Raw genomic sequence first — 24,637 nt, 5'->3', positions numbered from 1 at the left:
CTTTTTAAAATAACCTCATTATCAACTTTTAGAGTTGAAAACATCCCCCGTCATTAACTACCTTTAGTAGTCACAACAATTTTAACATTATGGTGGCAAAACAGATAAAATAACGATGGTAAGAATCAAGCTCCATTACCGTACATAATATGAAAAAGCGACTATCTCAATGAGACAGTCGCTTCAGATTTAATTGCTAGTTCGTTGTATTAATTTGGCCAAATATTGCGTAGTTAAACTAGTTGAATTTTTAGCTAATTCCAATGGACTTCCAGCAGCCATAATTTTACCGCCATTATCTCCACCCTTAGGCCCTAAGTCAATCATGTAATCGGCATTGGCCATCAGATCAAGATCATGAGTAATCGTAATAACAGTAGCTCCCTTATCTAGCAGTTGTTGTAATACTTGAATCAGTGTTTGAACATCAAGTGGGTGTAACCCAATTGTAGGTTCATCAAAAATAAACAAGGCCTGATTAAGTTTTCGCGCCAGGTGGGTAGTTAATTTTAAGCGTTGAGCTTCTCCTCCAGAAAGACTAGGAGTGGCTTCACCTATTAGTAGATAACCTAATCCTATATTATTTAGGATTTGAAGGGTTTGTAATATTTTATCATTGTCTTTAAATGTATTGATAGCTTCTTTTACTTCCAAGTCCATTACATCCGCTATGCTGAGATCATGCCATTTAACGGTCAATACTTTAGGATTATATCGTTTCCCATGGCAAGTCGGACAAACTTCTACCATGTCTGGTAAATATTGGATATCTAATGATACTTGCCCAGTTCCTCCACAAGTTGGACAAGCTCCTTCTTTATTGTTGTAAGAAAAGTAAGCACTAGTAAAATGTTTGCTTTTAGCCTCTGGTTGAGCTGCAAATAATTTTCTTAGTTCATTCATAATATTAGTGTAAGTTGCAACGGTAGATCTGACGTTTTTCCCGACTGGGGTAGCATCGATACTAACAACTTGGTTAATATCTGGATCAGTTAATTGAGTTACATAACTAGGTAATTGCTGATTGTTAAGCTTATCCTGTAACGCCTTATAGAGACCATCTAAAATCAAGGTAGTTTTACCCGCCCCAGAAAAACCAGTAACTGCAGTTAAACGATTAATGGGAATATCTACGGATACATCATGTAAATTAAACCGTTCGTTAATCGCCATAGTAATTTTGCCAGCAGTCATTATGTCTTCAGCTGATTTAGGCTTTCTCACTAGTAACGGTGCCGTTCCTTTTAAGAAGGGCCCAATTAAAGATTTAGAATCAGCTTTAATCTCCGCTGGAGTTCCTTGAGCAATAACTTCTCCACCATCTTTTCCTGATCCTGGACCAATTTCTATAATCCAATCAGCCGCATTAATGATTGAAGTTTCGTGATCAACTACTACTAAAGAATTCCCTTGATTAATTAACTCCCGCATAATATGAATTAATCCTTGAACATTATCCGGATGTAGGCCCACTGAAGGTTCATCCAATACATAGAGGACTCCAGTAGTCTCCGTCCTCAACGTACGAGCCAATTGAATACGTTGCAATTCCCCAGTAGATAACGTCCCTCCCGAACGTTCCATCGTTAAATAATCTAACCCCAATTCCAACACTGGGTTTAATTGATTTAATAATTCGGTGGTTAAATTATCTGCCAACTTGGCCATATTATCAGGTAACCATTGTTTTAGTTGAGCCACCCAATCAGTTAAGTCCGCTAGTTCTAAGGTGCTCACTTCAGCAATATTTTTGCCATTCACTAATTGAGTTAATCGATTAGGATTAAGTCTGGTTCCATGACAGAGAGGACAAGTGGAAAATTCATAAAACCGATTAAGTCGTTTTAAAGCCACTTCACTTTTGGTATTAGCCATACTTTCAGAAATAGAATCATAGGCGTTTACGTATTGGGCATTATCCATATGAAAAACCCGACCAGTTTTAGTCGGTATATTAATGTCATACGTTTTTTTAAGACCATGTAAAACAAAGTCCTTTTGCTGGTCAGTTAATTGTTCGTACGGAATATCAATCGGAATACCAGCAGCTTCAGCTACCGTAGGCATGAAATTACGACCGGGTAACTTCCAAGCAGCAACTGCTCCATCCTTAATAGATTTACTAGGATCATCGATTAATTTATCTGGATTAATTTGCTTAGTTACTCCTAATCCATCACAAGTTGGACAGGCTCCGGCAGAATTAAATGCGAAGTCTTCTGCACTATAGGCATGAAATTGTACCCCGCAAACTGGACAGGTAATTAATCCCATTGCATCACCAGTTAAATTCATGGATTCAGCAATCTTTATTGTGGGCGAATCTTGATGGCCATTAGGGCATTTAGGAGATCCCAACCGAGAAAAAATTAACCGTAACACGTTATAAAGTTCAGTCATCGTTCCCACGGTTGACCTAACCCCCGGGACATCTGGACGCTGTTTTAATGCTAATGCTGATGGAATGTGCTTAACGGACTGAACATCAGCCTTTCCCGCCTGGCTAATCCGTCTTCTAGTATATGTAGACAAAGCATCTAAATAGCGTCTAGAACCCTCAGAATACAAAATTCCCATTGCTAGAGATGACTTTCCAGATCCAGATAATCCAGAAATAGCTACAAATTTGTTTAAGGGAATGTTAACATTTATGTTCTTTAAATTATTAACTTTGCCCCCGCGAACCTCAATTTGTAAATTATTTTCCATAATTTTCCCCAAGTTATCTTTTATTTGTAATGTATCACTGTTAGCCAAGCATGTCAGGCATTTAAACTTACGATAAAGATCAATAGGTAAAAAGCAATAATTGAGGGTCATTAACCAAATAAAAAAAGTTCAATGAATTATTAATTGAACTTTTTTATCACATTATTTTAATGAAAGACCATCCCACCATCAACGGTAATGGTTTGTCCGGTAATATAATCGGAATCTGGCCCAGCTAAGAAAGAAACTACAGCAGCAACATCTTCAGGTTTGGAAACCCGCCCTAAAGTAATATCCTTGGCGAAAGTTTGCATTCCCCATTCATCACTTTCACCGGCGTTTTTACCGACTTCGTGCGCAATATCTTCCATCATTGGAGTAATCACAATTCCTGGAGCATAAGCATTTACCGTAATATTATCGGCTGCTAATTCTTTAGCTGTAGTTTGGGTAATTCCCCTAATCGCAAATTTGGTAGAACCATAAACAGTTAAATTAGGGTTACCGACTTCTCCGGCTTGAGAAGTTGCATTGATGATCTTACCACCATGACCTAATTTTTTCATAGCAGCATGAGCGGCTTGAGTGCCCCAAACTACCCCACCGGTATTGATCATTGTGACATTTTGTAGTTGCTCAGGCGTTACTTCATCAATTGGTGTAGTTGGGGCAACCCCAGCATTATTTACAATAACATTTAAATCGCCTAATTCACTAACGGTTTGATCTACGACTGAAAATACTTCATCTCGATTGGAAACATCAGCTACTAAGGAAATAGCCTTTCCACCGTTTTCTTTAATTTCACTAGCTACCCGATCAATTTTATCAGCATGCCGGCCGATTAAGGCAATTGCAAAACCATCGTTTGCCAATCTTTTAGCAATACTTTCACCAATTCCTTGTCCCGCTCCGGTTACTAACGCTACTTTATTAGTCATGATATCTCTCTTTTCTTTTGTGATTAACTTAACAATAGCATTATATCACTTCGTTCAAAAAGATTCAGCAATTATTTTTCATTTACCTTAAAACCTTTTATGACTGAACATTAGCCGTTATTTGAATGAATTAAATAATATCGTATTTTATTCACAATCAATATAACTAAGTTTGGTAATAATTTATCGCATAACAATTACTAAGATTAGTTTTCCAAACAAAAACGCCTCGTACAATGGAAGGCGTTTGGGATTACTAATGATGTAATACAATTACAATTACAAGTGTGATGGTGTCCCATAAGAAATGGCAAAGATAAGATACCCAAAGGTTCTTAGTCCGAATGTATACCCCGTTATAGAAAATTCGAGAACCTCCAATGAGGATAATCATTTGGGCCCAGTGCCAATCATAAGTTGAAAAATGCATAAACCCAAATACAAAAGATAGAGATAATAGTTCCAAGTAATAATGCCCCACCTCTACTAAAGTGCCAATATTTATTAGCCAAGGTAGCAAAGACTAACATAGGAATCAATGCTAGCAATTCTTCTGAAAGAAGGGTTGTGTCATTACTAATTGTTTCGACAATAAAGACTAATACCATTTTGATGGTTGAGATATGATTTAGTCCCTGATTATTAGCATTGGATGTAGTCGAAGAATATGTAGTAAATAATTGACTGACCACAGTACTATAAATTCCGTCTAGGATTAAAACCAAAACGCCATCCCAAAAGTCAGATTTAGTAATCTTATGAAAGTACGTTTTTAATGGCGTACCAACCAAAGAATTAAGCATCCAAATAAATATTTTTGCTTTGAATATGAAGCACTTGTGGTATCACACCAATAAAGAAAATTAACGGTGTTAAGATTGCAATTAACCACAATCGTGACTGAGACAATGGTTTAGCATCATCTAAAATTGGAAAAACTCGATTGTCATTTTTACGCTCTAAAAACATTTCCCCTCATTATTCATACATAACTCCCCCTGTGTAATTAAGTTTCACAAACATCAGTATAAATTTTCTAAAATGCAAGTTCAAAGATTATGACTTATAAACAATGATGATTATCAATTATCAAATGCGACTTGAAAAATCGGGTCAGTTTCTTGAGGGCAAAAATAAAAAGAGTTTTCTTTTCAGAAAACTCTTCTTATTGTGTAATTTATTTAGTTGAATCTCGTTTCATCAATCCATAAGGAAGTAAAACGTTCTTTTCAGTAACTTCTTCATTATTCATCAATTTAGTAAGTAAGCGCATTGCAACGGCACCAATATCATAAAGTGGTTGTGTAATTGATGACATCTTTGGTCGAACAATTTCAGCAATCTTAGTATCGTTAGAAGTAATTACTTCAAATTCGGAAGGAACTTTTACCCCAGCATCAGTCATGCCGTTCATAATACCGGCAGCTAGTTCATCATCTGAAACCATGGCAGCCGTAACCCCCATTGAGCTTAATGCAGGTTGTAATAACATTCCTGACTTGTATGAGTTATCAGTTTCAAAAACTAACTTTTCATCATAAGGAATACCGGCACTCTTCAAAGCTTCTTTGTACCCTTTCAAACGGTACTTGCTATTAATTGCTTGTGATAGTGGACCACAAACAAAGGCAATCTTCTTATTACCTCTATCAATTAAGTTCTTCACTTCTTCTTGAACAGCAGCCACGTAATCAATATTAACACTAGGGTTAACGTTTTCTTCATCAATTGATCCAGCCAAAACAATTGGCGTTTTAGTCCGACGGAATTCATCTCTTAATTCTGGGGTAATTTCATTACCCATGAAAATAATTCCATCAACTTGCTTAGTTAGCAACGTATTTAATACTTGAACTTCACGTTCTCCATTAGAATCTGAATTCGCTAAAATGATGTTGTATTTATACATTGCAGCTACATCATCAATTCCTCGAGCTAATGAAGCAAAAAACATATTGGTCATATCAGGAATAATAACCCCAACAGTAGTAGTCTTTTTGCTTGCTAAACCGCGGGCAACGGCATTAGGTCGATAGTCTAGTCGATCAATTACCTCTAACACTTTTTTTCTTGTTGCCGGTTTTACATTGGTATTTCCATTAACTACCCGAGAAACCGTCGCCATTGAGACGTTGGCCTCACGAGCAACGTCATAAATTGTAATTGTCTGTTTTTCCATCGTGACAGCCCTTTCTTACTAGATTTTATCTGTTTTCATTAATTTTCAAAGCACTATCAAATATACCAAAATTAATCCCCAATAGCAAATTGAAAACGTTTTCAAAGCCAATGATAAACTATTCGTTTCCTTTTTTCAAGTGAAACGTATTCTTAACTATGCTATACTTACCTAAATTCATACTTAAGGAGAGGTTGATCATGAACAAAATTGAACAGATTCAAAATTGGATCGCTGAAAACAAAGGTGATTTTGGTTTAATCAGCGACCCTAAAACAATTCAATACTTAACTGGATTCTACAGTGATCCAGTAGAACGGGTTTTGATGTTAGCAGTATTTAAAGACGCTGAACCATTTATCTTCGCCCCAGCGCTAGAAGTTGAAGCAATTAAAGATACTGGCTGGAATCATCCCGTTTATGGTTACTTAGATCATGAAAATCCTTGGAAAATGATTGCTGATCGAGTTCAAGCTTTATTAGTTGATCAAAAAACAGTTGCCATTGAAAAAGCTAATTTACCAGTTGAAAGATTAGAAGCCCTTCAAAGATTCTTTCCAGCAACTAATTTCGCTTTAAACCTCACTCCTGAAATCGAAAAAATGAGATTAATCAAGTCAGCTGATGAAATTGAAAAATTAAATGTCGCTGGTAAGTGGGCAGATTTTGCTTTTGCCAAAGGCTTTGAAGCTGCTAAAATCGGAACAAGTGAACAACAAGTAGCAGCAGACCTTGAATATGCCTTGAAAGGTGAAGGGATCATGGAAATGAGCTTCGACACCTTGATTCAAGCCGGTGCTCATGCTGCTGAACCTCACGGCGCTACTGGTCCTACTAAAATCGAAAATAATCAATTAGTATTATTTGATCTTGGAACTGTTTGGGAAGGTTATATTAGTGATGCTTCTAGAACCGTTGCCGTTGGTAAACCCGATCAAAAATCAATGGATATTTACAATGTCTGTTTAGAAGCTCAATTAACTGCTCAAGCAGCAGCTAAACCTGGTATGATGGCTTCCGAACTCGATAAAATTGCTCGTGACATTATTACCCAAGCTGGTTATGGCGAATACTTCATTCATCGTCTAGGCCATGGTATGGGAATGGGTGAACATGAATTCCCATCTATCATGGAAGGCAATGATATGCTATTACGCCCGGGAATGTGTTTCTCAATTGAACCCGGCATTTACATTCCTGGTGTTGCTGGAGTTCGTATCGAAGACTGTGTCCACATTACCGAAACCGGTGCAGAACCATTTACTCATACTACTAAAGAACTTCAATACGTTGACTAAGTTATTCCAGACAAAAAGGGCCATCGCTTAAGCGATGGCCCTTTTTAGTTAAAACTAATCTTTCTTAGTTTCTTCTTTTTTAGATTCTTTTTTAGGTGCTACTTTTTTAGATTCTTTTGGAGTTTCTTCTGATTCTTCTGGTAGATCTTTATGTTGATTTTGTAAGGCTTCATCAGCAGTGATTACAATATCATCTTGGGCTTCTTCATCCTTCAAATCATCAACACCATTGGCAACTTCAGAACGAAGCCGTTCTTGAGCTTCGTGGAATTGAGTGGCTTTTTCATTAATTTCAGAACTAACTTCTTCGCCAACATCAGGAGTATTGTTTTGAGCTTGCCAGTCCTTAATTTGACTCTTAGTTTGATCCATTTGGTCTCTAACCACTTCTTTTAAGTCTTCAACGGCATCACTAGCGTAAAAAGCATAGTCAACTGCTCGATCTTTTAATTCTGCCGCCTTATCCATTGCGTCGTGTTGAAGTTGTTGCTTCTTTTGAGCATCCAACTTTTGATAAGCTGCATATAATCCCGCACCAACAGCTGCAATGAATAAACTACCCGCTAATTTTTTTCCCATAATCTTCGACCTCCAAAAGTAAGTTTAAATTTCTTTATTTCGTTTTGCTTGACGATGATTTTGATACATTCCCCAGGCTGTTTTACCAACCTTGGTTGCAACTCCAGCCTTAGCACCGGTTTTACCGGAATCTTTGACTTTTTGAGTTAGGTTTTGTGTGGCAGCATTTAAGTCAGACACACTTTGACCTAAGTCAGCGGCGGCCTGAAATACTGGCGTTACAATATTGACTTTGTCATTTACGTCCTTGATAAAAGTATTTGACGTTGCCATAATTTGTTCAGTCTGTTTGGAAATAACATCAACGTCACTAGTAATTGAGTTGATGGATTTGTTAACCTCAGACATGGTTTTATTGATTTTCATTAAAAACATACCAATGAATAAAACCAATACTAAAAATGCTACTGCGGCAATGATCGCTGCTACTTGACCACCTGTCATTGCACACCCTCCTTTAATTGTAGTTCAATACCAGAATAGCATTGAACCCTTGGTTTGACAATGAAATTGTTCCCTAAGCGGCTTTGAATCTATTAACGTCTTTGCTAAAATAAGAACAGATAAAGGCAGGAGGCCAACAAGTGATCAATCAAAAATTAAACTCAGCCATCAATTGGCAAAAGTACCTTCAATACTTTGAATGGGACAAGATTTTAACTAATTTAATTCAGTCAATTGTCTGGATCATTTTCTTTTCAATTTTATTTATCATTATTCGTAAAATTGGTCGTGGCTTAATCAACCATTTTTTCAAGCGTTATCGGTCTAAATATGCGGATAATTTTGTTGAAAAACGAATTTCAACCTTTCACTCCCTATCCTTAAATGTTTTCATGTATTCATTATGGTTCTTTTGGATTTATTCTATTCTATCAGTGATTGGTATTCCAGTCGGAACACTAGTCGCTAGTGCTGGAATTTTTAGTTTGGCAATTGGACTGGGCGCCCAAGGATTCGTTAGTGACATAGTCAGCGGTTTTTTCATTATTTTAGAAAAACAAGCTGAAGTCGGTGAATACGTTCAGATCGGTACCATCAAAGGAACGGTAGCTGCGGTGGGGTTACGAACCACTCAAATCGTTTCAGATGATGGCACCTTAAATTTTATCCCCAACCGTTCCATCACCACTATTTCTAATATGTCTCGTAATAACATGGTGGCCATGATTCAAATTACAATTCTACCGGAAACCCCTATTCAACAAGCATTAGAGATTATTGAACAAGTTAATACCAAAAAAACACCTGAGTACCCAGAAATTGTTGACTCCCCAAATGTTTTGGGCACCGTTACTTTACCTACTGGTAAGTTAGCACTTCAAATAAACATTACCGCTAAAAATGGAACTCAAGGAAAAATCTCTCATGATTTCTTAGGCTTTTACTTAGAGGCACTTCAACAAGCAGATATTTTACTGCCTAGTCAAAATTATCCCAATCAATAAAAAAACAACTTCAATTGAAGTTGTTTTTTTATTTAAATCACCACATGATTAGACTCAGCATGATAATACTTATCGTAATTATGAGTTAAAAAATTAATTTCCTTTAGAATCTCTCGTCTAGTAATAATCCCTTTAAAAACGTCATCTTCATCAATGTATGGTAAGAAGTTTTCATCGACTAAGTATCTTAAAATTACTTCTAGATTTTCCCGTTCATAAATAGCATGGACATCCGTTTGCATAACGTCTTTAACCAAAATATTTTCTAGACGGTGACCATCAATGCCCTCGTTAGTTAGCATCTGATCAGTAATCATGGCTAAAGAAATGAGACCTTTAAAGTGATTATCATTATCCAACACCGGAATTTTAGAATATTTAATTTTAGATAACACTAGAAAAACATGTTGTAAGTTATTATTTTCATTAACGGTAGCAACCATTTCAGCAGGAATCACAATATCTCTCTCACTGCGGTTCATAACATCTTCAATCGATGGTTCAATCATTTAATCGTCTCCTTCGTTAAAATGACATTCTAGTTCTGGTATCGGATCAAAATTACGATCGTAGAATTTCACTGTTACTTGATTATTAAGCGTTTCAACGATTGCGTATGTACCGCCAATAAACGCATATTTGCCTCTTGGTTGAGCAATACTTCCCGGATTAATAAAAATCTGACCGTGGCTTATTTCAGCCCCTAGCTGATGAGTATGGCCAAAAAATACTAAATTAGCATTTTCTTGTTGGGCTAATAACTCTAATTTAAGTAACCCACCATTTACTCCAAAACGATGACCATGAGTTACTAAAATAGTTTGATTATCAATTATTTTTTTTTGGATGAGCGGAAAATTAGCTAGATCCATATTTCCTTGAACCATAGTTAACCGATCCAGTAATGAATCAGTTGCCTTTAATTCCGAATCACCGCAGTGAATTACTGCCTCAACTTGATCTTGGTAATGATCAAGTAAATCAGCAATTATTTGCCGATCTCCGTGGCTATCACTGACTACCAATAGTTTCATGGCTATCGCACCTCATTAGTTTCCTTCATTCATTAATGTTAATTATACTTGAACTAAAATCCTTACGCATCTTAATTATCGATCATTTTGGATTAGTGATCAACTAGCAAGCACCTTCTAGTAAAAATATTGTATAATGTTTTATAACATAAGCGATGGAGATAAAAAATGGATAGCCAAACATATAAGCAAATTTTAAATGATGACCAACTTAATTCATTATTAGGTCAAGAATTAATCAGGGACGACCTCCTTCCAGAAATCTTAGGAACTGAGATTCACCAACTATCATACTGGGCTGGTAAGCGACTAGCTCGCAAATATCAACTGGCTGATTTAGAGGCTATCTCAACTTTCTTTTTACAGTTTAATCTGGGGAACTTAAACTTAACTAAACGAACTGCGCATAAAATTAATTGGACTTTAACTGGAAAGATTGTTACTAAACGTATTGATGCAATAGATGACGTGGACTTTTTCTTAGAGGCTGGAATCATTGCTCAAAATGTAACTGAGATCTTAGAAACTCCTGCCGAGTCGGAAGTGATGAAAGTTAATAAAGGTAAAGGGACCGTTATCATTGAAACTGAAATTGGAGATCCCAAAAATTATCAACCTAGTGAAGGAACACCGTTTGAACTCGACTTACAAAATTCCGAGTCAGAATAAAAATAGGGACAGTATCTAAAAGGATACCGTCCCTATTTTTATGAAATTAATCAGTATATTGATCTAAAATCTTCTTCAATTGAGCTTTATCATGATAACCAACAATAGTATCAACTACTTGGCCATCTTTTTTCACCATCAAAGTGGGAATACTCATGATTCCAAAACTAGAAGCAGTTTCAGGGTTTTCATCAACATCCATTTTGGTGAACTTAACGTCACTCATTTCTTCTGATAATTCCTCAACTACTGGTGATTGCATCCGACAAGGACCACACCAAGTTGCCCAAAAATCGGTTAAAGTTACACCATTTGCTGTATCATCAACAAAAGTTTTATCTGTAGTTTCAATAACCATAGTAATCCTCCTTAAAAGCAATATGCTTACTTAATAATAGTAGTTTACAACCTTTTGAAAAAAAAGCAACTATTACGTTTAGCTTTACTTGAATTTTACCACGGTCGAACCATCCCCGCCCGCATTAGGGGCTGAGTAACCAAAACTTTTAACTTGTGGGTGACTACTCAAATAATCATTAACCCCTTGGCGCAATGCTCCGGTTCCTTTTCCGTGGATAATGGTTACAGTAGGATAACCAGAAACTAAAGCAGCATCAATATATTGATCTAGACTATGCATAGCTTCTTCATAACGCTGTCCCCGTAAATCTAAAGTAGGTGAGGTCCCAGCAGACTTAGTTCTCGCAACTCTAGGCCGTGCGGCTTTTTTAGGTTTAGGAGCACTACCCTTTTCTAAGTCGCTTTCGTCTAATTTCATTTTTAAAATACCAATTTGAACTTCCCATGAATGATTTCCCATTTTTCTGACTAAAGTTCCTGGTTGTCCGTAGGATTTAACCAGCACTTCATCCCCTTCATGGAAGTCATGCTTAGCTTTTTCACGTCGAAGAACTTTATTCTTCTTTAACTGTGGAGCAACTTCTAATGAGTTAAGGGCTCCCTTGGCATCCATTAATTCATTTTCTTTTACCGGGCTGTTAGCTACTTGTTGTTGCTTAGCTCTAAGATCGGCAATAATGGTGTCTGCCTTTCCCTTAGCTTCTTCCACAACTTGGTTAGCTTGCTCTCTAGCCTTTTCAGCTAATTGTTCTTTATTAGCTTGGTATTTTTCATAAGCAGTTGTTAAATCACGATGAAGATCAGTGGCATCAGCTAATTCAACTTTAAGTTCGTCCGCTTCCTGACGTGCTTTTTTAGTTTGCTCAGTCAATTCATCAATCATCGTATTGATATCTTGGCTATCCTCATCGGTAAAATCACGAGCGTTAGAAACAACCTGTTTATCTAAACCTAGTTTTTCAACGATACTTAGCGCATTACTTTGACCAGGGATTCCAATTAAGAAACGGTAAGTGGGTTGTAGTTTCTCAAAATCAAACTCCATTGAAGCGTTAATAGTATTGGGACGATTATATGCAAAAGCCTTTAATTCAGGATAATGCGTAGTAGCTACTAATTCACTACCAATCTCTGTTACCCTATCAATGATTGCCATCGCAAGTGCCGCTCCTTCTTTAGGATCGGTTCCAGCTCCCAATTCATCTAATAGAATTAAGCTATGGTTAGTGGCCTGATTTAAGATATTGATTACGTTATCCATGTGCGAAGAGAAAGTACTCAAACTAGCTTCAATGGATTGGTCGTCTCCGATATCAGCAAAAATATCGTCAAAAATCCCAATTTGGCTATGCTCTAAAGCCGGAATAAACATACCAGATTGTCCCATTAACTGTAAGAGACCTAGAGTCTTCATCATGATGGTTTTACCACCCGTATTAGGACCGGTAACAATAATGGTACGGTAGTCACTACCAATAGCAATGTCATTAGCCACTACCATTTGGGGATCAATTAACGGATGTCTAGCCTGCCGTAAATTTACGTCGTTATCAATTGATAACGCAGGCTCCGTACTATGAGTTTGATGGGCTAATTTAGCCTTAGCATTAATAAAGTCAAGCTGACCAATAATGTTACCGTTGAACTTCATTTCATTTCTAATTGGGCGAAGCAGTTCGGTTAATTCCGCTAAGATTCGACGTTCTTCAACTCTTTCAGCCAATTTGTCTCTTCTCAACTGGTTATTTTTTTCAACTACGTTATTAGGTTCCACATATAACGTCTGCCCAGAAGCACTCTGATCATGGATAATACCACCAAAGCTTTGTTTGTATTCAGCTTTAATTGGTAACACAAACCGATCATCACGGATAGTAATAATGGGTTCGCTCAAGTATTTAGCACTGGCGCCCTTAATAAAATGATTCATAATTCCGCGGATTTCTGCTTGAGTTCTGGTAATTTGTGCCCGAATAGAACGTAATTCCCTTGAAGCGCCGTCTAAAATTCGGCCATCCTCAGCAATGGAGCTAACCAGTTGTTGAGTCACTTCCGGTTGTAAACTTAATCGATCTACTAACTGGTTTAATGTCCGTAATTCCACTTCGTTAACTTTTAAGCTTTCAAAGAAGTTATAAATTGCTTGGGTAGTCCGTAATAATTTGGTGACCGCTGCCAGCTCAGTCCCACTTAAAGAAGCGTCTTCAATGTTGAGTCGCTTAATAATATTAGAAATATCATCTAGTTTGGGAATCGGAATTTCTCCCTCTAAACGCATAATAGTGGCCCCATCCGCACTTTGATCCAGCCATTTAGCCACTACATTTACATCAGAACTAGGTAATAATTCTTTAACCACCTGCCGACCCTGATCGGTACTTAAAAACGGCAGCAATTGGTCTTTAATTTTTTGATACTCTAAAGTATCTAACACTTTAGAATTCATATTCGTATGTCACCTCCATAATTTTGCCATAAATCAAAAATCTGACTGGAAATAATAGGAGTTTTAGCTAACATCCATTTAGCTACTTCGGAATTTTCAACCATAGATTGCCAATTAATAATTGGCATATCATGGACAATAAATAGCACTACAAAAGTGATTAGATAGGTTAACGCAAAACTAGCTAAACCACCTAAGGCTCCATTTATCGGTCCAATAATCGGTAAACTCTTAATAGGCATCAGCGTTCGTTTAACGATCCTAAAAATCGTCCAAATACTGGCAAAAACGCCAAAGAAAATAACATTTTTTAATCCAAAAATGATAAAAGGACTAAGGTCTGTATTAGTGTTTAGCCAATCCTGAATCAATAAATTAATTGGCCTAGCAATTAACAATCCTCCAAAAATGGAAAGACCATAACCAATTAAATTAATAATTTCATGGATAAAACCACGTTGGATACCAGTCCGAATGGAAATTAACAGGATAATTATAATAATAATATTTAGTATCAAACTAGTTATCTTTCTCCTTGTTGCCCTAATGCAGAATTAGTTTCCATGTCTAATTGCTTAGAAATAGCATTGAAAGCCAGCAAAATAGCCCGGTCTTTGTCCGTAATTTGCGGCGCAGCTTCCTTTAATTCCGTTAATTGTTCATTTAATAAATCAGAAACGGCTTGCATATGTTCTTGGGTGCCTTCTCCTACTAAAATATACGTCTTACCATCAATTTCAGTTTTAAATCGGCGTTTACTGTCAGCCACTATCTTTTTCCTCCTATGAATGAAAAAGGACTGAGCCAACCCACTGAGTTAGTTCAATCCTAATCAACTAATTAAATTTGGTGTTATTCTTTTGGTTGATCGGCTACTTCGTCATCGTCACCATTTAAGAAAGTGTTTAGAACTGATTCAATCATGTCCCATTCTTCGTCAGTTTCGATTGGCTTTAATTCGCCACCTTGAGGATCACTTGGGTTATCACCGTCTGGTAATGCGAATGCCAAAATTTCAATTTCTTCATCTTCACCTTTACCGGTTGGGTAAACCAAAATGTATGAACGATCATAATCTTCAGATTGGAAAGTGAACAAAACATCATATAATGTTTCATCACCGTTTTCATCTGCAATGGTAATTTGTTGTTGAATTTCTTCAGCCATAATAAGCTCCTCACTATTTCTGTGTTAGTTTACCTTTTCGATCCAAATAATTTTGAAGGATCAATCCAGCTGCTACTTTATCAATTACTTTTTTTCTCTTTTTTCTAGAGACGTCAGCTTTTTCCACCAACATTCTCTCAGCTTCAACCGTTGTTAGTCGTTCATCTTCAAAATCCACCGGCAAATTAAACAATTTAGTTAACTTTTCAGCGTATTGTTGGGATGCCTCGGCTCTAGGCCCTAAGCTATTATTCATGTTTTTGGGTAGTCCAACTACAAAGCCTTGAACTCCATACTGTTCAACTAGCTCCGTAACTCGATCCAATCCAAACTCTTGATTTTCCTCATCAATGGGAATAATTTCGATTCCTTGAGAAGTCCAACCAAAAGCATCACTCATTGCCACTCCTACAGTTTTGGAGCCGACATCAAGTCCCATTAGTTTCATTAGTTAACCTTTCTGACCGTCATTGGGTTGATTATCCATATAAAATCTTACTAATTCTTCGATAATCTCATCTCGTTCATGACGCCGAATTAAATTTCTAGCATCCTGATTACGGGGAATGTAAGCAGGATCTCCTGAAATCAAATAACCAACAATTTGATTATATGGGTTGTATCCCTTTTCCTCAAGGGCCCGATAAACGGTCAATAAAGTATCCCGAACATCTTTGGGTTGATCAGCGCCAAAATCAAAAAACATCGTTTTATCTAGTGAACTCATACCCTTCACCCCTAAACATAAGTTGTATGGTCTAATTCTAACCGAAAATTACACAAACTACAATCATCCAGCAATCATGTAATCGTTATTTAATACTAGCAAGCCAATCTTCAGCCGCTTTCATTGCATCAGCTAATCCAGCTGGATTTTTACCGCCGGCCTGAGCCATGTTTGGCCGACCGCCACCACCACCGTTGATTTTAGGTGAAATAGCTTTGATTAAATCACCAGCCTTTAAACCAGCTTTGACCGTTTCATCACTCATAGCGACAATCAGATTAGCTTTATCGTCCTTACCAGTTCCTAGTACTAAAACGTCTGATAAAGCTTTAGTTCTCCAAGTATCTGCTAATTGCCGTAGTTGATCCATACCAGCATCCTTAATAATACCAGTAATTAACGTATGATCATTAATTGTTTGTTGATTATTAAAGACATCAGCTGCTTGTTGACTAGCCATTTTAGCTTCTAAACTTTCATTTTTTTGTTTCAAAGCTTTAATTTCTTCTAACTGTTGATCTAAACGGTTAGGTAAATCTTTAATTTGGCTAACCTTTAGCTTATCAGCAATTAACTGTAAGTCATTGTGAGAGCGATTCAAAGCTTCATAAGCCTCTGCAGAAGTAACAGCCTCAATTCTCCGTACTCCGGCTCCAACCCCTGATTCTGAAATAATCTTGAATAGTCCGATTTCATTAGTATTCTTAACGTGGGTTCCACCACAGAATTCAATTGAGAAATCACCAATTTTAACTACCCGAACCACATCACCATATTTTTCACTAAATAAAGCAATGGCACCCATTTCTTTACCAGTCTTAGGATCGGTTTCTACCGTGGTAACTTCTAATTCATTAAAAATTTGTTCGTTAACCAATGCTTCAACTCTGGCTAAATCCTCATCAGTAACTTGACCAAAGTGGTTAAAATCAAAACGCAAATAGTTTGGTTCTACCAAAGAACCGGCTTGTTGCGTATGGTCACCTAAGATATTTCGCAATGCTTGATCCAACAAATGAGTTGCAGTATGGTTCTTTTCAATCTTGCTATGACGATGTTGATCAACCGTTAAAATATACTCATCATCAGTAGTCAAAGTTTTCACTACTTCAACGGTATGCAAGTTTTGGCCATTTGGAGCATGTTGAACGTCAACTACCTTAGCAGCTAATTCACCATCAGCAGTTAAAACCTCTCCGTTATCAGCAACCTGACCACCCATTTCAGCGAAGAATGGAGTTTGGTCAAACATTAATTCGGCAGTCGTACCAGGTTCTACGCTGGTAACTCTTTGTTCATCAGCGATCGCTACAATTAATTTAGCTCCGGTTACCGTTAACCGATCATAACCAACGTATTCACTGGCATCTTTAATTTCTAGTAATAGGTCTCGTTGGACACCCATAGATTTGGCTCCACTACGAGCATTCCGGGCTCTGTCCCGTTGTTGTTGCATTTCATCAGCAAACCCTTCTTGGTCAACCGTAATGCCAGCTTCGGCAGCCGCTTCACTAGTTAATTCTAAAGGAAAACCATAAGTATCATAAAGCTTGAATGCAGCAGCCCCATTAATCTGGTCGTTATTATTTTCATGAGCATCTGCTAAAACAGTTTCCAATAATTTAAGACCATCAGCAAGAGTAGCATTAAACCGTTCTTCTTCTGACTTAACGACTGACGCAATATAGTCACTTTGCTTTAAAACTTCTGGATAGTATGATTGCAAGATTTCTCCAACTACCGGTACCATCTTGTACAAGAAAGCATCTTCAATTCCCAATTGGTGGCCTTTGACAATAGCCCGCCGAATTAACCGTCGAATAACATAGCCACGTCCTTCATTAGAAGGCAAAGCGCCATCACCAATGGCTACTGTGATAGCTCTAGCGTGATCTGCAATTACCCGAAAACTAACGTCGTCTTCGGCAACTTTACCATAATGACGGTCTGCGCTGAGTTGTTCCGTTGCTTTAATAATTGGTAAAAATAAATCAGTTTCAAAGTTAGTTTTAGCATTTTGAAAAATGGAAACTACTCGTTCTAGTCCCATTCCCGTATCAATATTCTTTCGGGGAAGTGGTTCATAGGTGCCCTCAGGAGTGTGGTTGAATTGAGAAAAGACAATGTTCCAAACTTCTAAATACCGATCGTTTTCGCCACCAGGATAATTTTCTGGATCATCTTCGCTAACGTTATTAAACTCCTGTCCTCGATCGTAAAAAATTTCAGAATCTGGTCCAGATGGTCCCTGACCAATATCCCAAAAGTTATCTTCAGCTTCAATCAAATGATCTGGAGCAATACCCGCTTGCAACCAAATTTCCTTAGCTTCGGTATCCTTAGGGTATACCGTAACGAATAAGCGGTCCTTATCCCAACCAAACCATTTGGGTGAAGTTAATAGTTCATATGCCCAAGGAATGGCTTCCTTCTTAAAATAATCCCCTACTGAAAAATTACCCAACATTTCAAATAATGTTTGGTGGCGGGGTGTTTTCCCTACATTTTCAATATCATTAGTCCGGATACTTTTTTGTGAACTAGTCATTCGTGGATTAGCCGGCACAACACTACCATCAAAGTATTTTTTCATAGTAGCAACACCAGAATTGATCCATAGTAAGGTAGGATCATCAACCGGGATTAGTGATGCACTAGGTTCAACTGCATGTCCCTTTTCTTGAAAAAAGTCTAAAAACATTTGCCGCACTTGGCCACTGCTTAATTCCTTCATCGAAACTCTCCACTTCCTTTAAATAAAAAAGCCGGTCATTACTTCCCGGCACTTTAATTTAATCTTTTTAGTAATCTAATCTGACAAAATTTAACACTAAAATTATACTTTTTAGCAGAAAAACTGTCAATTTATCAAAGCCTATTTATAACGAGTTGAGCTTTGCTTCTTATGCTTCCGTTGAGCTCTGGCTTCTTCACGTTTCTTAATTCGACGGTCCATTTCATCTTTTCGTTGGATCGACATTTTAATTTGTCGTTTATATCCCGGCTTAATCTTTTTCTTTTTCTTTTTAACTAATCCAATCATAGTTGGATCTAATTTTTCGTTTTTCTTCCGGTGCGTCTTTCGTCGATTACGATCATAAGAATCCACGACTTCATAATTTCTGATGTCTTTGGGTTCAAATTTAATACCCATAGATTCTAGTTCCGCAACGCGTTTTTCCTTGCCTGGTTCGTATAACGTGATGGAAATTCCCTTCATGTTGTTACGACCAGTTCTACCTACACGGTGAACAAAAAATTCAAGATCTTCGGGAATATCATCATTAATAACGTGAGAAACTCCCTCAATATCAATTCCACGAGCTGCTAAATCAGTTGCAACTACGTATTGAAATTCAAGGTTCTTAACCCGCTTCATAATTCGTTTACGTTCTCGAGGCTTAATATCACCATGAATCATTGCTACGTCTAGGCCCTGTTGCTTTAAAAATTGACCAATTTCCTTTACCCGTTCCTTGGTATTAGCAAAGACCAACGCCAAGTAAGGTTCACCCATGGTCAATAATTCATAAATCATTTGGTTTTTATCCCGACCCTTAGTTGAGATTAACCAATTAGAAACATTGGGATTAATAACAGTAGCTACCGGGATTTCTTCGATTAACGGGTTAGTTAGATATTTCCGTAAAAATACCCGTAATTGTTGAGGAATTGTTGCTGAAAATACTAATGTTTGGACTTTTTTTCCAAAACGAGTAGCAATTTTATCAATCAAGTCCATAAAGCCCATATCCATCGTCATATCAGCTTCATCAATTACTAATTGATTAGCTTCATGAATATCCAAAGCCTCACTCTCAATCAAATCCCAAATTCTTCCGGGAGTTCCAATGACCAATTGAGGTTGTTCTCTATGAAGTCTTTCTACTTGCCGTTTTTTGTCAGTACCACCAACAAAAGTTCCGATTAAAATATCTTCATCAACAAATCCGCGTAATTGTTTAGCTGCATCAGCGATCTGATAAGCTAATTCACGACTAGGAGTAGTAATTACGGCTTGAACCGCTTTTTTGTTACTGTCTAGTTGATTAAAAATTGGCAATAAAAAGGTATGGGTTTTCCCACTACCAGTGGCAGATTGGCCTACCACATCTCTACCGGCTAAAACTTCAGGAATTAATCTTTCCTGAACCGGAGTTGGAGTTTGAAAATTAATGTCAGCCACTGCTTCAAGCAATGCCGGCTTTAAATTAAAATCGTTAAAACTTGTCATAAATTCTCCTGTTATCTGGTTGCGTGGTATTTATCTACCACTTTGTCTAGGTTAGCGAGAAATTCTGGAATTTCTTTTTCATCTGATAGCACAGCTCCACTGGCTAGCGGATGGCCGCCACCTCCATATTGTTTGGCTAGTTCATTAATGGCTGGCCCCTTAGAGCGAAGACGAATTCGATAGTCTCCTTCTTTTTGTTCCACCAAAATGGCCCAAGAAGTAACTTCCTTTAAATTACCTGGGAGAGGAACAATTGAAGAAGTACTTTCATCCCCTAAGTTAAAGGGTTCTAATGCAGCGTTGGTTAAAATTAAATGGGCAGCACCGTTATCGTTAATTACTAGATTATCGTAAGTGTACGCTGCTAAATGAGCTAATGGTAAGTTAATTTCATCTTCGTGCTGGTTAATCGCACTAGCATCAAAATCATATTCCGTTAACTTAGCAGTAATTGCAAAGGTTTTAGGCGTAGTAGCTGGATACTTAAACCGTCCTGTATCACCAACAATCCCCGCGTACAAAAGTCTAGCGGCGTTAGACGTCATTAACAATTGTTCTTTAAGTTGGAAACAAAAATCACCAATCAGTTCTGACGTACTAGATGCTAGCTCATCTACCCACATCAAATCACCAAATTGATCGTCATTAGGATGGTGATCAATTTTAATTAACATCTTGCCGTTCAAGTAGCGATCATCATCAACTCTTGGTTGATTAGCAGTATCCACGACAATTACTAATGCATCTTGATACACATCATCATCAATTTCGTCAGTAACTCCTAACCATTCAAAGCTAGCATATTGTTTACCAACCGTATAGATTTTTTTAGCCGGAAAACTAGTTTTTAAAATTTCAGCTAACCCCATTTGAGATCCTACTGCATCTGGATCTGGTCGCTTATGGCGGTGAATAATAATGGTATCAAAACGTTGAATTGCATTTAATATTTGTTCTTGGATTGTCATTTTATCGCTCCATCCCAGTTTTCTTAAACACTTAAGTATAACGAATAACTAGTCAAAATTCAAAAACTAATCGCTTAAAACAAGTTTAACGCTAAATTTTCATAATTTAAATCATCCAAGCTAGTTAAGGTAATTCCCAATAATCTAACTCCAGCATTGACTTCTGGAAGTTCTTCTAATAATTCGGTGGTAATTTCCAAGTAATTTTCAATATCGTTATCAATATAGTCCAAAAATGTTGCTCGTTTAGTAACCGTTTGAAAATCCTGATAACGCACCTTCAAGACTAGCGTTTTACCGTGTTTATGCTTTGTAACAACGTCTTTAACAACCTGAGTTGCAATTAACCTTAATTGAGTTCTAACCGCTGCTTCGGAATCTAACACTGGCCCAAAGGTTCGCTCTCGACCAATTGATTTACGAATTCTACTAGCTTCCACCGGCCGTTCATCAATGCCCCGTACTCGTCGGTATAAAACATAACCGAACTTGCCGAAATGTTTCATTAAATCCAGTTCCGACAATTTTAATAAATCCGTACCGTTATTAATCCCTAGTTCTTTCATCTTAGGCACCGTTTTTTTACCTACTCCCCGAAATTTTTCGATGGGTAGGTGTGCCAGAAAATTGGGTGCATCATTAGCAGAAATAATAGTAAATCCTGCCGGTTTTGTATAATCAGAGGCCTCTTTAGCCAAAAACTTATTATAAGAAATTCCAATTGAACAAGTTAATTTAGTCACTTGTTTAATTTTCTGTTGAATCTCTCGGCCGATCTGGATGGGATCGGTCAACCTTAATTTATTGTTGGTAACATCAAGATAGGCTTCATCTAGGGCATATGATTCGATTGTGTCAGTATAGTGATGAAAAATATTATGAATTTGCTGAGAAACTGCACGATATAATTGAAAACCTGAAAACCTAAATATCGCTGCCGGACATAGTTTCAGAGCTTCGTTAGAGCTCATCGCTGAATGAACTCCATACCTTCTAGCAATATAATTAGCGGTAGATACCACCCCGCGGCCACCAGTTTTACGAGGATCTTTCGCCACTACTAATGGTTTTCCTTTCAAGCTGGGATCCTCTCTTTCTTCAATCGAGGCATAAAAAGCATCCATATCAACGTGAATAATCCAGCGGTCGTTCATTCAGCTCACCTCCGAACATATGTTTTTTCATGTGGGTAAAAAAAGAGCTGTTATCAGCTCTTTATTTTGCTTCAGAATCTGAATCTTTAGTATCAGTTTCTGGAGTTTCGGTTGATTGTTCTTTTGGTTCTGCTGGTTGTTCAGTAGTACTAGTTTCCTTAGTACTTGAAGTAACTGCACGTTCTTTAACTTGAGCAATCGCATTTAGATCAAAAGTCAAGAAAATACCGTCACAATCTAAAGTAACTGTTTTATCAGCTTCGTTAATTTCATCGATTACACCATGTAGACGACCAATGGTAACAACGCTGTCGCCAACTGCTAGCTTAGATAATTGTTCCCGACGCTTTTTTTCTTGCTTTTGTTGTGGCCGAATCATTAAGAAGTACATCAAAATAAAAAGAACCACGATCATCAAAATAGAATAAGTAGAACTGTTCACTATATCTCACCCACACTTTCTGTATAAAATAACTTTAACAAACTCTCATACAATCGTCCAGTGTTTAAAAGTTCTTGGCGTTAGGTAAATTATAGCCATATTGTTCAAAAACTTCTTCTCTTAATTCAAGTAAGTTATCATCCATAATTGCTTGGCGTACTCGTTTCATTAAGTTAAGCAAATAGTACAAATTATGATAACTAGCTAGTCTCATTCCAAACGATTCGTCGGTCTTCATTAAATGGCGAATGTAAGCCCGAGTATAGTTACGACAAGTGTAACAGTTGCACTGATCATCCAATGGAGTGAAGTCGCGTGCATACTTAGCATTTTTAACCACTAGTCGACCATGAGAAGTCATTACCGTACCATTACGAGCAATTCTAGTTGGAAGTACACAGTCGAACATATCGACTCCGCGAATGACTCCGTCAATCAATGAATCGGTAGTTCCCACGCCCATTAAGTAGCGTGGCTTATTGGTTGGTAATAATGGTGTAGTGAATTCAAGCACCCGATTCATTTCTTCCTTAGATTCCCCAACTGATAGTCCACCAATTGAGTATCCAGGAAAATCTAAGCTAACTAGATCAGCAGCTGATTGCTTTCGCAAATCCTCAAAACCGGCCCCTTGAACAATGCCGAATAAGGCTTGCCAATCAGGATTTTGATGTGACTTTAATCCTCGTTCTGCCCACCGTGAAGTTCGTTCTACAGAATGTTTTACGTAGTCGTAACTTTCAAAATATGGTGGACACTCATCAAAGCTCATCATGATATCCGGTCCTAGCGCATTTTCAATTTGAATGGCTTTTTCGGGTGATAAAAACATCTTAGAACCATTAATTTCGTTTTTAAAGGTTACCCCTTCTTCGGTAATGTTTCGGTTACTAGCTAAAGAAAAGACCTGAAAGCCACCGGAATCGGTCAAAATACCCTTATCCCAATTCATGAACTTGTGTAATCCACCAGCCTGTTCAACGATATCTTCTCCCGGCCGTAACCAAAGATGATAGGTGTTAGCTAAAATAATCCCAGCACCCATTTCATCCAGTTCTTCTGGCGCTAATGTTTTGACGGTGGCTTGAGTTCCTACCGGCATGAACATTGGAGTTGGAAACGTCCCGTGGGGGGTAATAATTTCTCCTAAACGAGCGCCAGTGTGTTTTTCGGTTTTAATTAAGCGATACTTAATCGCTGGTTCCATATATGAATCCTCCGTTACTATTGAAACTAATAGATATACATCGCATCGCCAAAACTAAAGAAGCGATATTTTTCTTCAATGGCATGTTGGTACGCGTTCAAGATATTATCTCGACCAGTAAAGGAAGCTACCAACATTACTAACGTTGACTTAGGCAAGTGGAAGTTGGTAATAAAGGCGTTAACCACTTTCCAGTCATAACCCGGTTTAATAAAAATATCGGTCCAACCAGAATCAGCCTTAATTGCACCATTAAATTTAGAACCAATGGTTTCAAGAGTTCTAATAGAAGTGGTCCCAGTGGCCACAATACGGCCACCATTTTGTCTAACTTCATTTAAAGTAGCCGCAGCATCTTCGGATAACCGATAGAACTCGCTATGCATCTTGTGATCTTCAATGTTATCTTCGTCGACTGGTCGGAAAGTTCCCAACCCAACATGAAGAGTCAAATAAACTAGTTTGATCCCTTTTGCTTGCACTTTATCTAATAATTCTGGAGTCCAATGAAGACCGGCTGTAGGCGCAGCAGCAGATCCCATTTCTTTAGCATAAACAGTTTGGTAACGATCCGGATCATCTAGTTTTTCCTTAATATAAGGTGGCAGTGGTGTTTCGCCTAATCGTTCTAGAATCTCAATAAAAATACCATCGTACTCAAATTTAATTTCACGTCCACCATGGTCTAATTCCTTAGTTACCACTGCTTTTAATTGACCATCGCCAAAACTAACAACAGCCCCTACCTTAAGCTTCCTAGCTGGTTTCATTAAAGTTTCCCAACTATCACCTTCAATGTTGTGTAGTAATAATACTTCTACGTGCGCTCCTGTATCTTCTTTAACCCCGTAGATCCGTGCGGGCATTACTTTAGAATCATTCATTACCAAGGCATCGCCAGGATTTAAATAATCGATAATATCATAAAAATGCTTATCAGTAAGTTCACCAGTTTCGTGGTTCATCACCAATAATCTAGAAGTATCTCGCTTTTCAATTGGAGTTTGAGCAATTAATTCTTTAGGCAAATCGTAATCAAAATCTGCCAATGTGTATTTTTCTGTCACGGTTGATC

At 37.6% G+C, this 24,637-nt stretch carries 27 protein-coding genes; 3 read left to right on the top strand and 24 right to left on the bottom strand.

Translation table 11 applies throughout. The features are described from left to right. Positions 1–189 precede the first annotated feature (189 nt). From FC56_RS04870 to ccpA, 6 genes are all read right to left on the bottom strand, one after another. On the bottom strand, positions 190–2,709 hold the full coding sequence (locus tag FC56_RS04870; protein ID WP_056978237.1) for an ATP-binding cassette domain-containing protein: 2,520 nt from the start codon (positions 2,707–2,709) through the stop codon (positions 190–192). A 167-nt stretch (positions 2,710–2,876) separates the two neighbouring features. Then, positions 2,877–3,650 carry a (S)-acetoin forming diacetyl reductase gene (locus FC56_RS04865; protein ID WP_056978236.1) on the bottom strand — a complete coding sequence of 258 codons (774 nt, stop codon included), beginning with the start codon at positions 3,648–3,650 and terminating at the stop codon, positions 2,877–2,879. A gap of 256 nt (positions 3,651–3,906) precedes the next feature. Continuing rightward, the gene (locus tag FC56_RS08280; RefSeq protein WP_082620580.1) at positions 3,907–4,080 is read right to left on the bottom strand and encodes a CPBP family glutamic-type intramembrane protease; all 174 of its coding nucleotides are present in this window, start codon (positions 4,078–4,080) and stop codon (positions 3,907–3,909) included. After that, positions 4,061–4,441: a hypothetical protein gene (locus FC56_RS04860; RefSeq protein ID WP_056978235.1), complete on the bottom strand. Its 381-nt coding sequence runs from the start codon at positions 4,439–4,441 to the stop codon at positions 4,061–4,063. Before FC56_RS04860 ends, FC56_RS08280 begins: the two co-directional genes overlap by 20 nt. 4 nt (positions 4,442–4,445) lie before the next feature. Next, positions 4,446–4,619, bottom strand: coding sequence for a hypothetical protein (locus tag FC56_RS08150; RefSeq protein WP_156410665.1), 174 nt, complete (start codon positions 4,617–4,619; stop codon positions 4,446–4,448). 208 nt (positions 4,620–4,827) lie between these two features. Next, positions 4,828–5,829 (bottom strand): catabolite control protein A, encoded by a 1,002-nt coding sequence (ccpA, locus tag FC56_RS04855; RefSeq protein WP_056978234.1) that lies wholly within the window; start codon positions 5,827–5,829, stop codon positions 4,828–4,830. A gap of 200 nt (positions 5,830–6,029) precedes the next feature. Between ccpA and FC56_RS04850 the strand changes: the two genes are divergently transcribed. After that, entirely contained in the window at positions 6,030–7,127 is a 1,098-nt protein-coding gene (locus FC56_RS04850; RefSeq protein ID WP_054668953.1) for a M24 family metallopeptidase, read from the top strand. Positions 7,128–7,181: 54 nt separating this feature from the next. Here FC56_RS04850 and FC56_RS08205 read toward each other — a convergent pair whose 3' ends face one another. Together FC56_RS08205 and FC56_RS04840 are read right to left on the bottom strand one after the other, a co-directional pair. Further along, positions 7,182–7,706, bottom strand: coding sequence for a YtxH domain-containing protein (locus FC56_RS08205; protein ID WP_054668955.1), 525 nt, complete (start codon positions 7,704–7,706; stop codon positions 7,182–7,184). A gap of 24 nt (positions 7,707–7,730) precedes the next feature. Further along, a complete protein-coding gene (locus FC56_RS04840) occupies positions 7,731–8,150 on the bottom strand; it encodes a DUF948 domain-containing protein (RefSeq protein WP_056978233.1) in 420 nt (139 codons plus the stop codon). A gap of 140 nt (positions 8,151–8,290) precedes the next feature. Between FC56_RS04840 and FC56_RS04835 the strand changes: the two genes are divergently transcribed. Further along, complete coding sequence (locus tag FC56_RS04835) at positions 8,291–9,154, top strand: mechanosensitive ion channel family protein (RefSeq protein WP_056978232.1); 864 nt, start codon at positions 8,291–8,293, stop codon at positions 9,152–9,154. 32 nt (positions 9,155–9,186) lie between these two features. Here FC56_RS04835 and cbpB read toward each other — a convergent pair whose 3' ends face one another. Together cbpB and FC56_RS04825 are read right to left on the bottom strand one after the other, a co-directional pair. Beyond that, complete coding sequence (gene cbpB, locus FC56_RS04830) at positions 9,187–9,663, bottom strand: cyclic-di-AMP-binding protein CbpB (RefSeq protein WP_054668959.1); 477 nt, start codon at positions 9,661–9,663, stop codon at positions 9,187–9,189. Further along, positions 9,664–10,188 (bottom strand): metallophosphoesterase, encoded by a 525-nt coding sequence (locus FC56_RS04825; protein ID WP_056978231.1) that lies wholly within the window; start codon positions 10,186–10,188, stop codon positions 9,664–9,666. A 168-nt stretch (positions 10,189–10,356) separates the two neighbouring features. On the opposite strand from FC56_RS04825, the gene FC56_RS04820 reads away from it, so the two are divergent. Then, the gene (locus FC56_RS04820; protein ID WP_056978230.1) at positions 10,357–10,857 is read left to right on the top strand and encodes a DUF2507 domain-containing protein; all 501 of its coding nucleotides are present in this window, start codon (positions 10,357–10,359) and stop codon (positions 10,855–10,857) included. Between the two features lie 46 nt (positions 10,858–10,903). On the opposite strand, the gene trxA is transcribed toward FC56_RS04820, so the two are convergent. The 14 genes from trxA to queA all read right to left on the bottom strand — a co-directional run bounded on the left by trxA (position 10,904) and on the right by queA (position 24,629). Next, positions 10,904–11,215 carry a thioredoxin gene (gene trxA, locus FC56_RS04815; protein ID WP_054668963.1) on the bottom strand — a complete coding sequence of 104 codons (312 nt, stop codon included), beginning with the start codon at positions 11,213–11,215 and terminating at the stop codon, positions 10,904–10,906. Positions 11,216–11,299: 84 nt separating this feature from the next. Then, the gene (locus tag FC56_RS04810) at positions 11,300–13,663 is read right to left on the bottom strand and encodes an endonuclease MutS2 (protein WP_056978229.1); all 2,364 of its coding nucleotides are present in this window, start codon (positions 13,661–13,663) and stop codon (positions 11,300–11,302) included. After that, positions 13,660–14,181: a CvpA family protein gene (locus FC56_RS04805; RefSeq protein WP_054668965.1), complete on the bottom strand. Its 522-nt coding sequence runs from the start codon at positions 14,179–14,181 to the stop codon at positions 13,660–13,662. The genes FC56_RS04810 and FC56_RS04805 overlap by 4 nt, the downstream gene beginning before the upstream one ends. A gap of 5 nt (positions 14,182–14,186) precedes the next feature. Further along, complete coding sequence (locus FC56_RS04800) at positions 14,187–14,435, bottom strand: cell division protein ZapA (RefSeq protein ID WP_054669543.1); 249 nt, start codon at positions 14,433–14,435, stop codon at positions 14,187–14,189. Between the two features lie 80 nt (positions 14,436–14,515). Beyond that, entirely contained in the window at positions 14,516–14,830 is a 315-nt protein-coding gene (locus tag FC56_RS04795) for a DUF1292 domain-containing protein (protein ID WP_054668971.1), read from the bottom strand. A 13-nt stretch (positions 14,831–14,843) separates the two neighbouring features. Further along, positions 14,844–15,278: a Holliday junction resolvase RuvX gene (gene ruvX / locus FC56_RS04790; protein ID WP_056978228.1), complete on the bottom strand. Its 435-nt coding sequence runs from the start codon at positions 15,276–15,278 to the stop codon at positions 14,844–14,846. 3 nt (positions 15,279–15,281) lie between these two features. Next, a complete protein-coding gene (locus FC56_RS04785) occupies positions 15,282–15,557 on the bottom strand; it encodes an IreB family regulatory phosphoprotein (RefSeq protein WP_054668973.1) in 276 nt (91 codons plus the stop codon). 85 nt (positions 15,558–15,642) lie between these two features. Beyond that, positions 15,643–18,291, bottom strand: a complete 2,649-nt coding sequence (gene alaS / locus FC56_RS04780; protein ID WP_056978227.1) for an alanine--tRNA ligase — start codon at positions 18,289–18,291, stop codon at positions 15,643–15,645. 141 nt (positions 18,292–18,432) lie between these two features. Next, positions 18,433–19,791: a DEAD/DEAH box helicase gene (locus FC56_RS04775; RefSeq protein ID WP_056978226.1), complete on the bottom strand. Its 1,359-nt coding sequence runs from the start codon at positions 19,789–19,791 to the stop codon at positions 18,433–18,435. Positions 19,792–19,802: 11 nt separating this feature from the next. Beyond that, positions 19,803–20,759: a DHH family phosphoesterase gene (locus tag FC56_RS04770; protein WP_056978225.1), complete on the bottom strand. Its 957-nt coding sequence runs from the start codon at positions 20,757–20,759 to the stop codon at positions 19,803–19,805. A 74-nt stretch (positions 20,760–20,833) separates the two neighbouring features. Next, positions 20,834–21,913, bottom strand: a complete 1,080-nt coding sequence (gene dinB, locus FC56_RS04765; protein WP_056978224.1) for a DNA polymerase IV — start codon at positions 21,911–21,913, stop codon at positions 20,834–20,836. 61 nt (positions 21,914–21,974) lie between these two features. Next, positions 21,975–22,328 (bottom strand): preprotein translocase subunit YajC, encoded by a 354-nt coding sequence (gene yajC, locus FC56_RS04760; RefSeq protein ID WP_054669546.1) that lies wholly within the window; start codon positions 22,326–22,328, stop codon positions 21,975–21,977. A gap of 91 nt (positions 22,329–22,419) precedes the next feature. After that, positions 22,420–23,562: a tRNA guanosine(34) transglycosylase Tgt gene (gene tgt / locus FC56_RS04755; RefSeq protein WP_056978223.1), complete on the bottom strand. Its 1,143-nt coding sequence runs from the start codon at positions 23,560–23,562 to the stop codon at positions 22,420–22,422. Between the two features lie 26 nt (positions 23,563–23,588). Beyond that, positions 23,589–24,629, bottom strand: a complete 1,041-nt coding sequence (queA, locus tag FC56_RS04750; RefSeq protein ID WP_056978222.1) for a tRNA preQ1(34) S-adenosylmethionine ribosyltransferase-isomerase QueA — start codon at positions 24,627–24,629, stop codon at positions 23,589–23,591. Positions 24,630–24,637 lie beyond the last annotated feature (8 nt).

The organism is Lentilactobacillus senioris DSM 24302 = JCM 17472, from assembly GCF_001436555.1.
Taxonomy (GTDB): Bacteria; Bacillota; Bacilli; order Lactobacillales; family Lactobacillaceae; genus Lentilactobacillus; species Lentilactobacillus senioris.
This window is presented reverse-complemented; position numbering and strand designations above follow the sequence as displayed.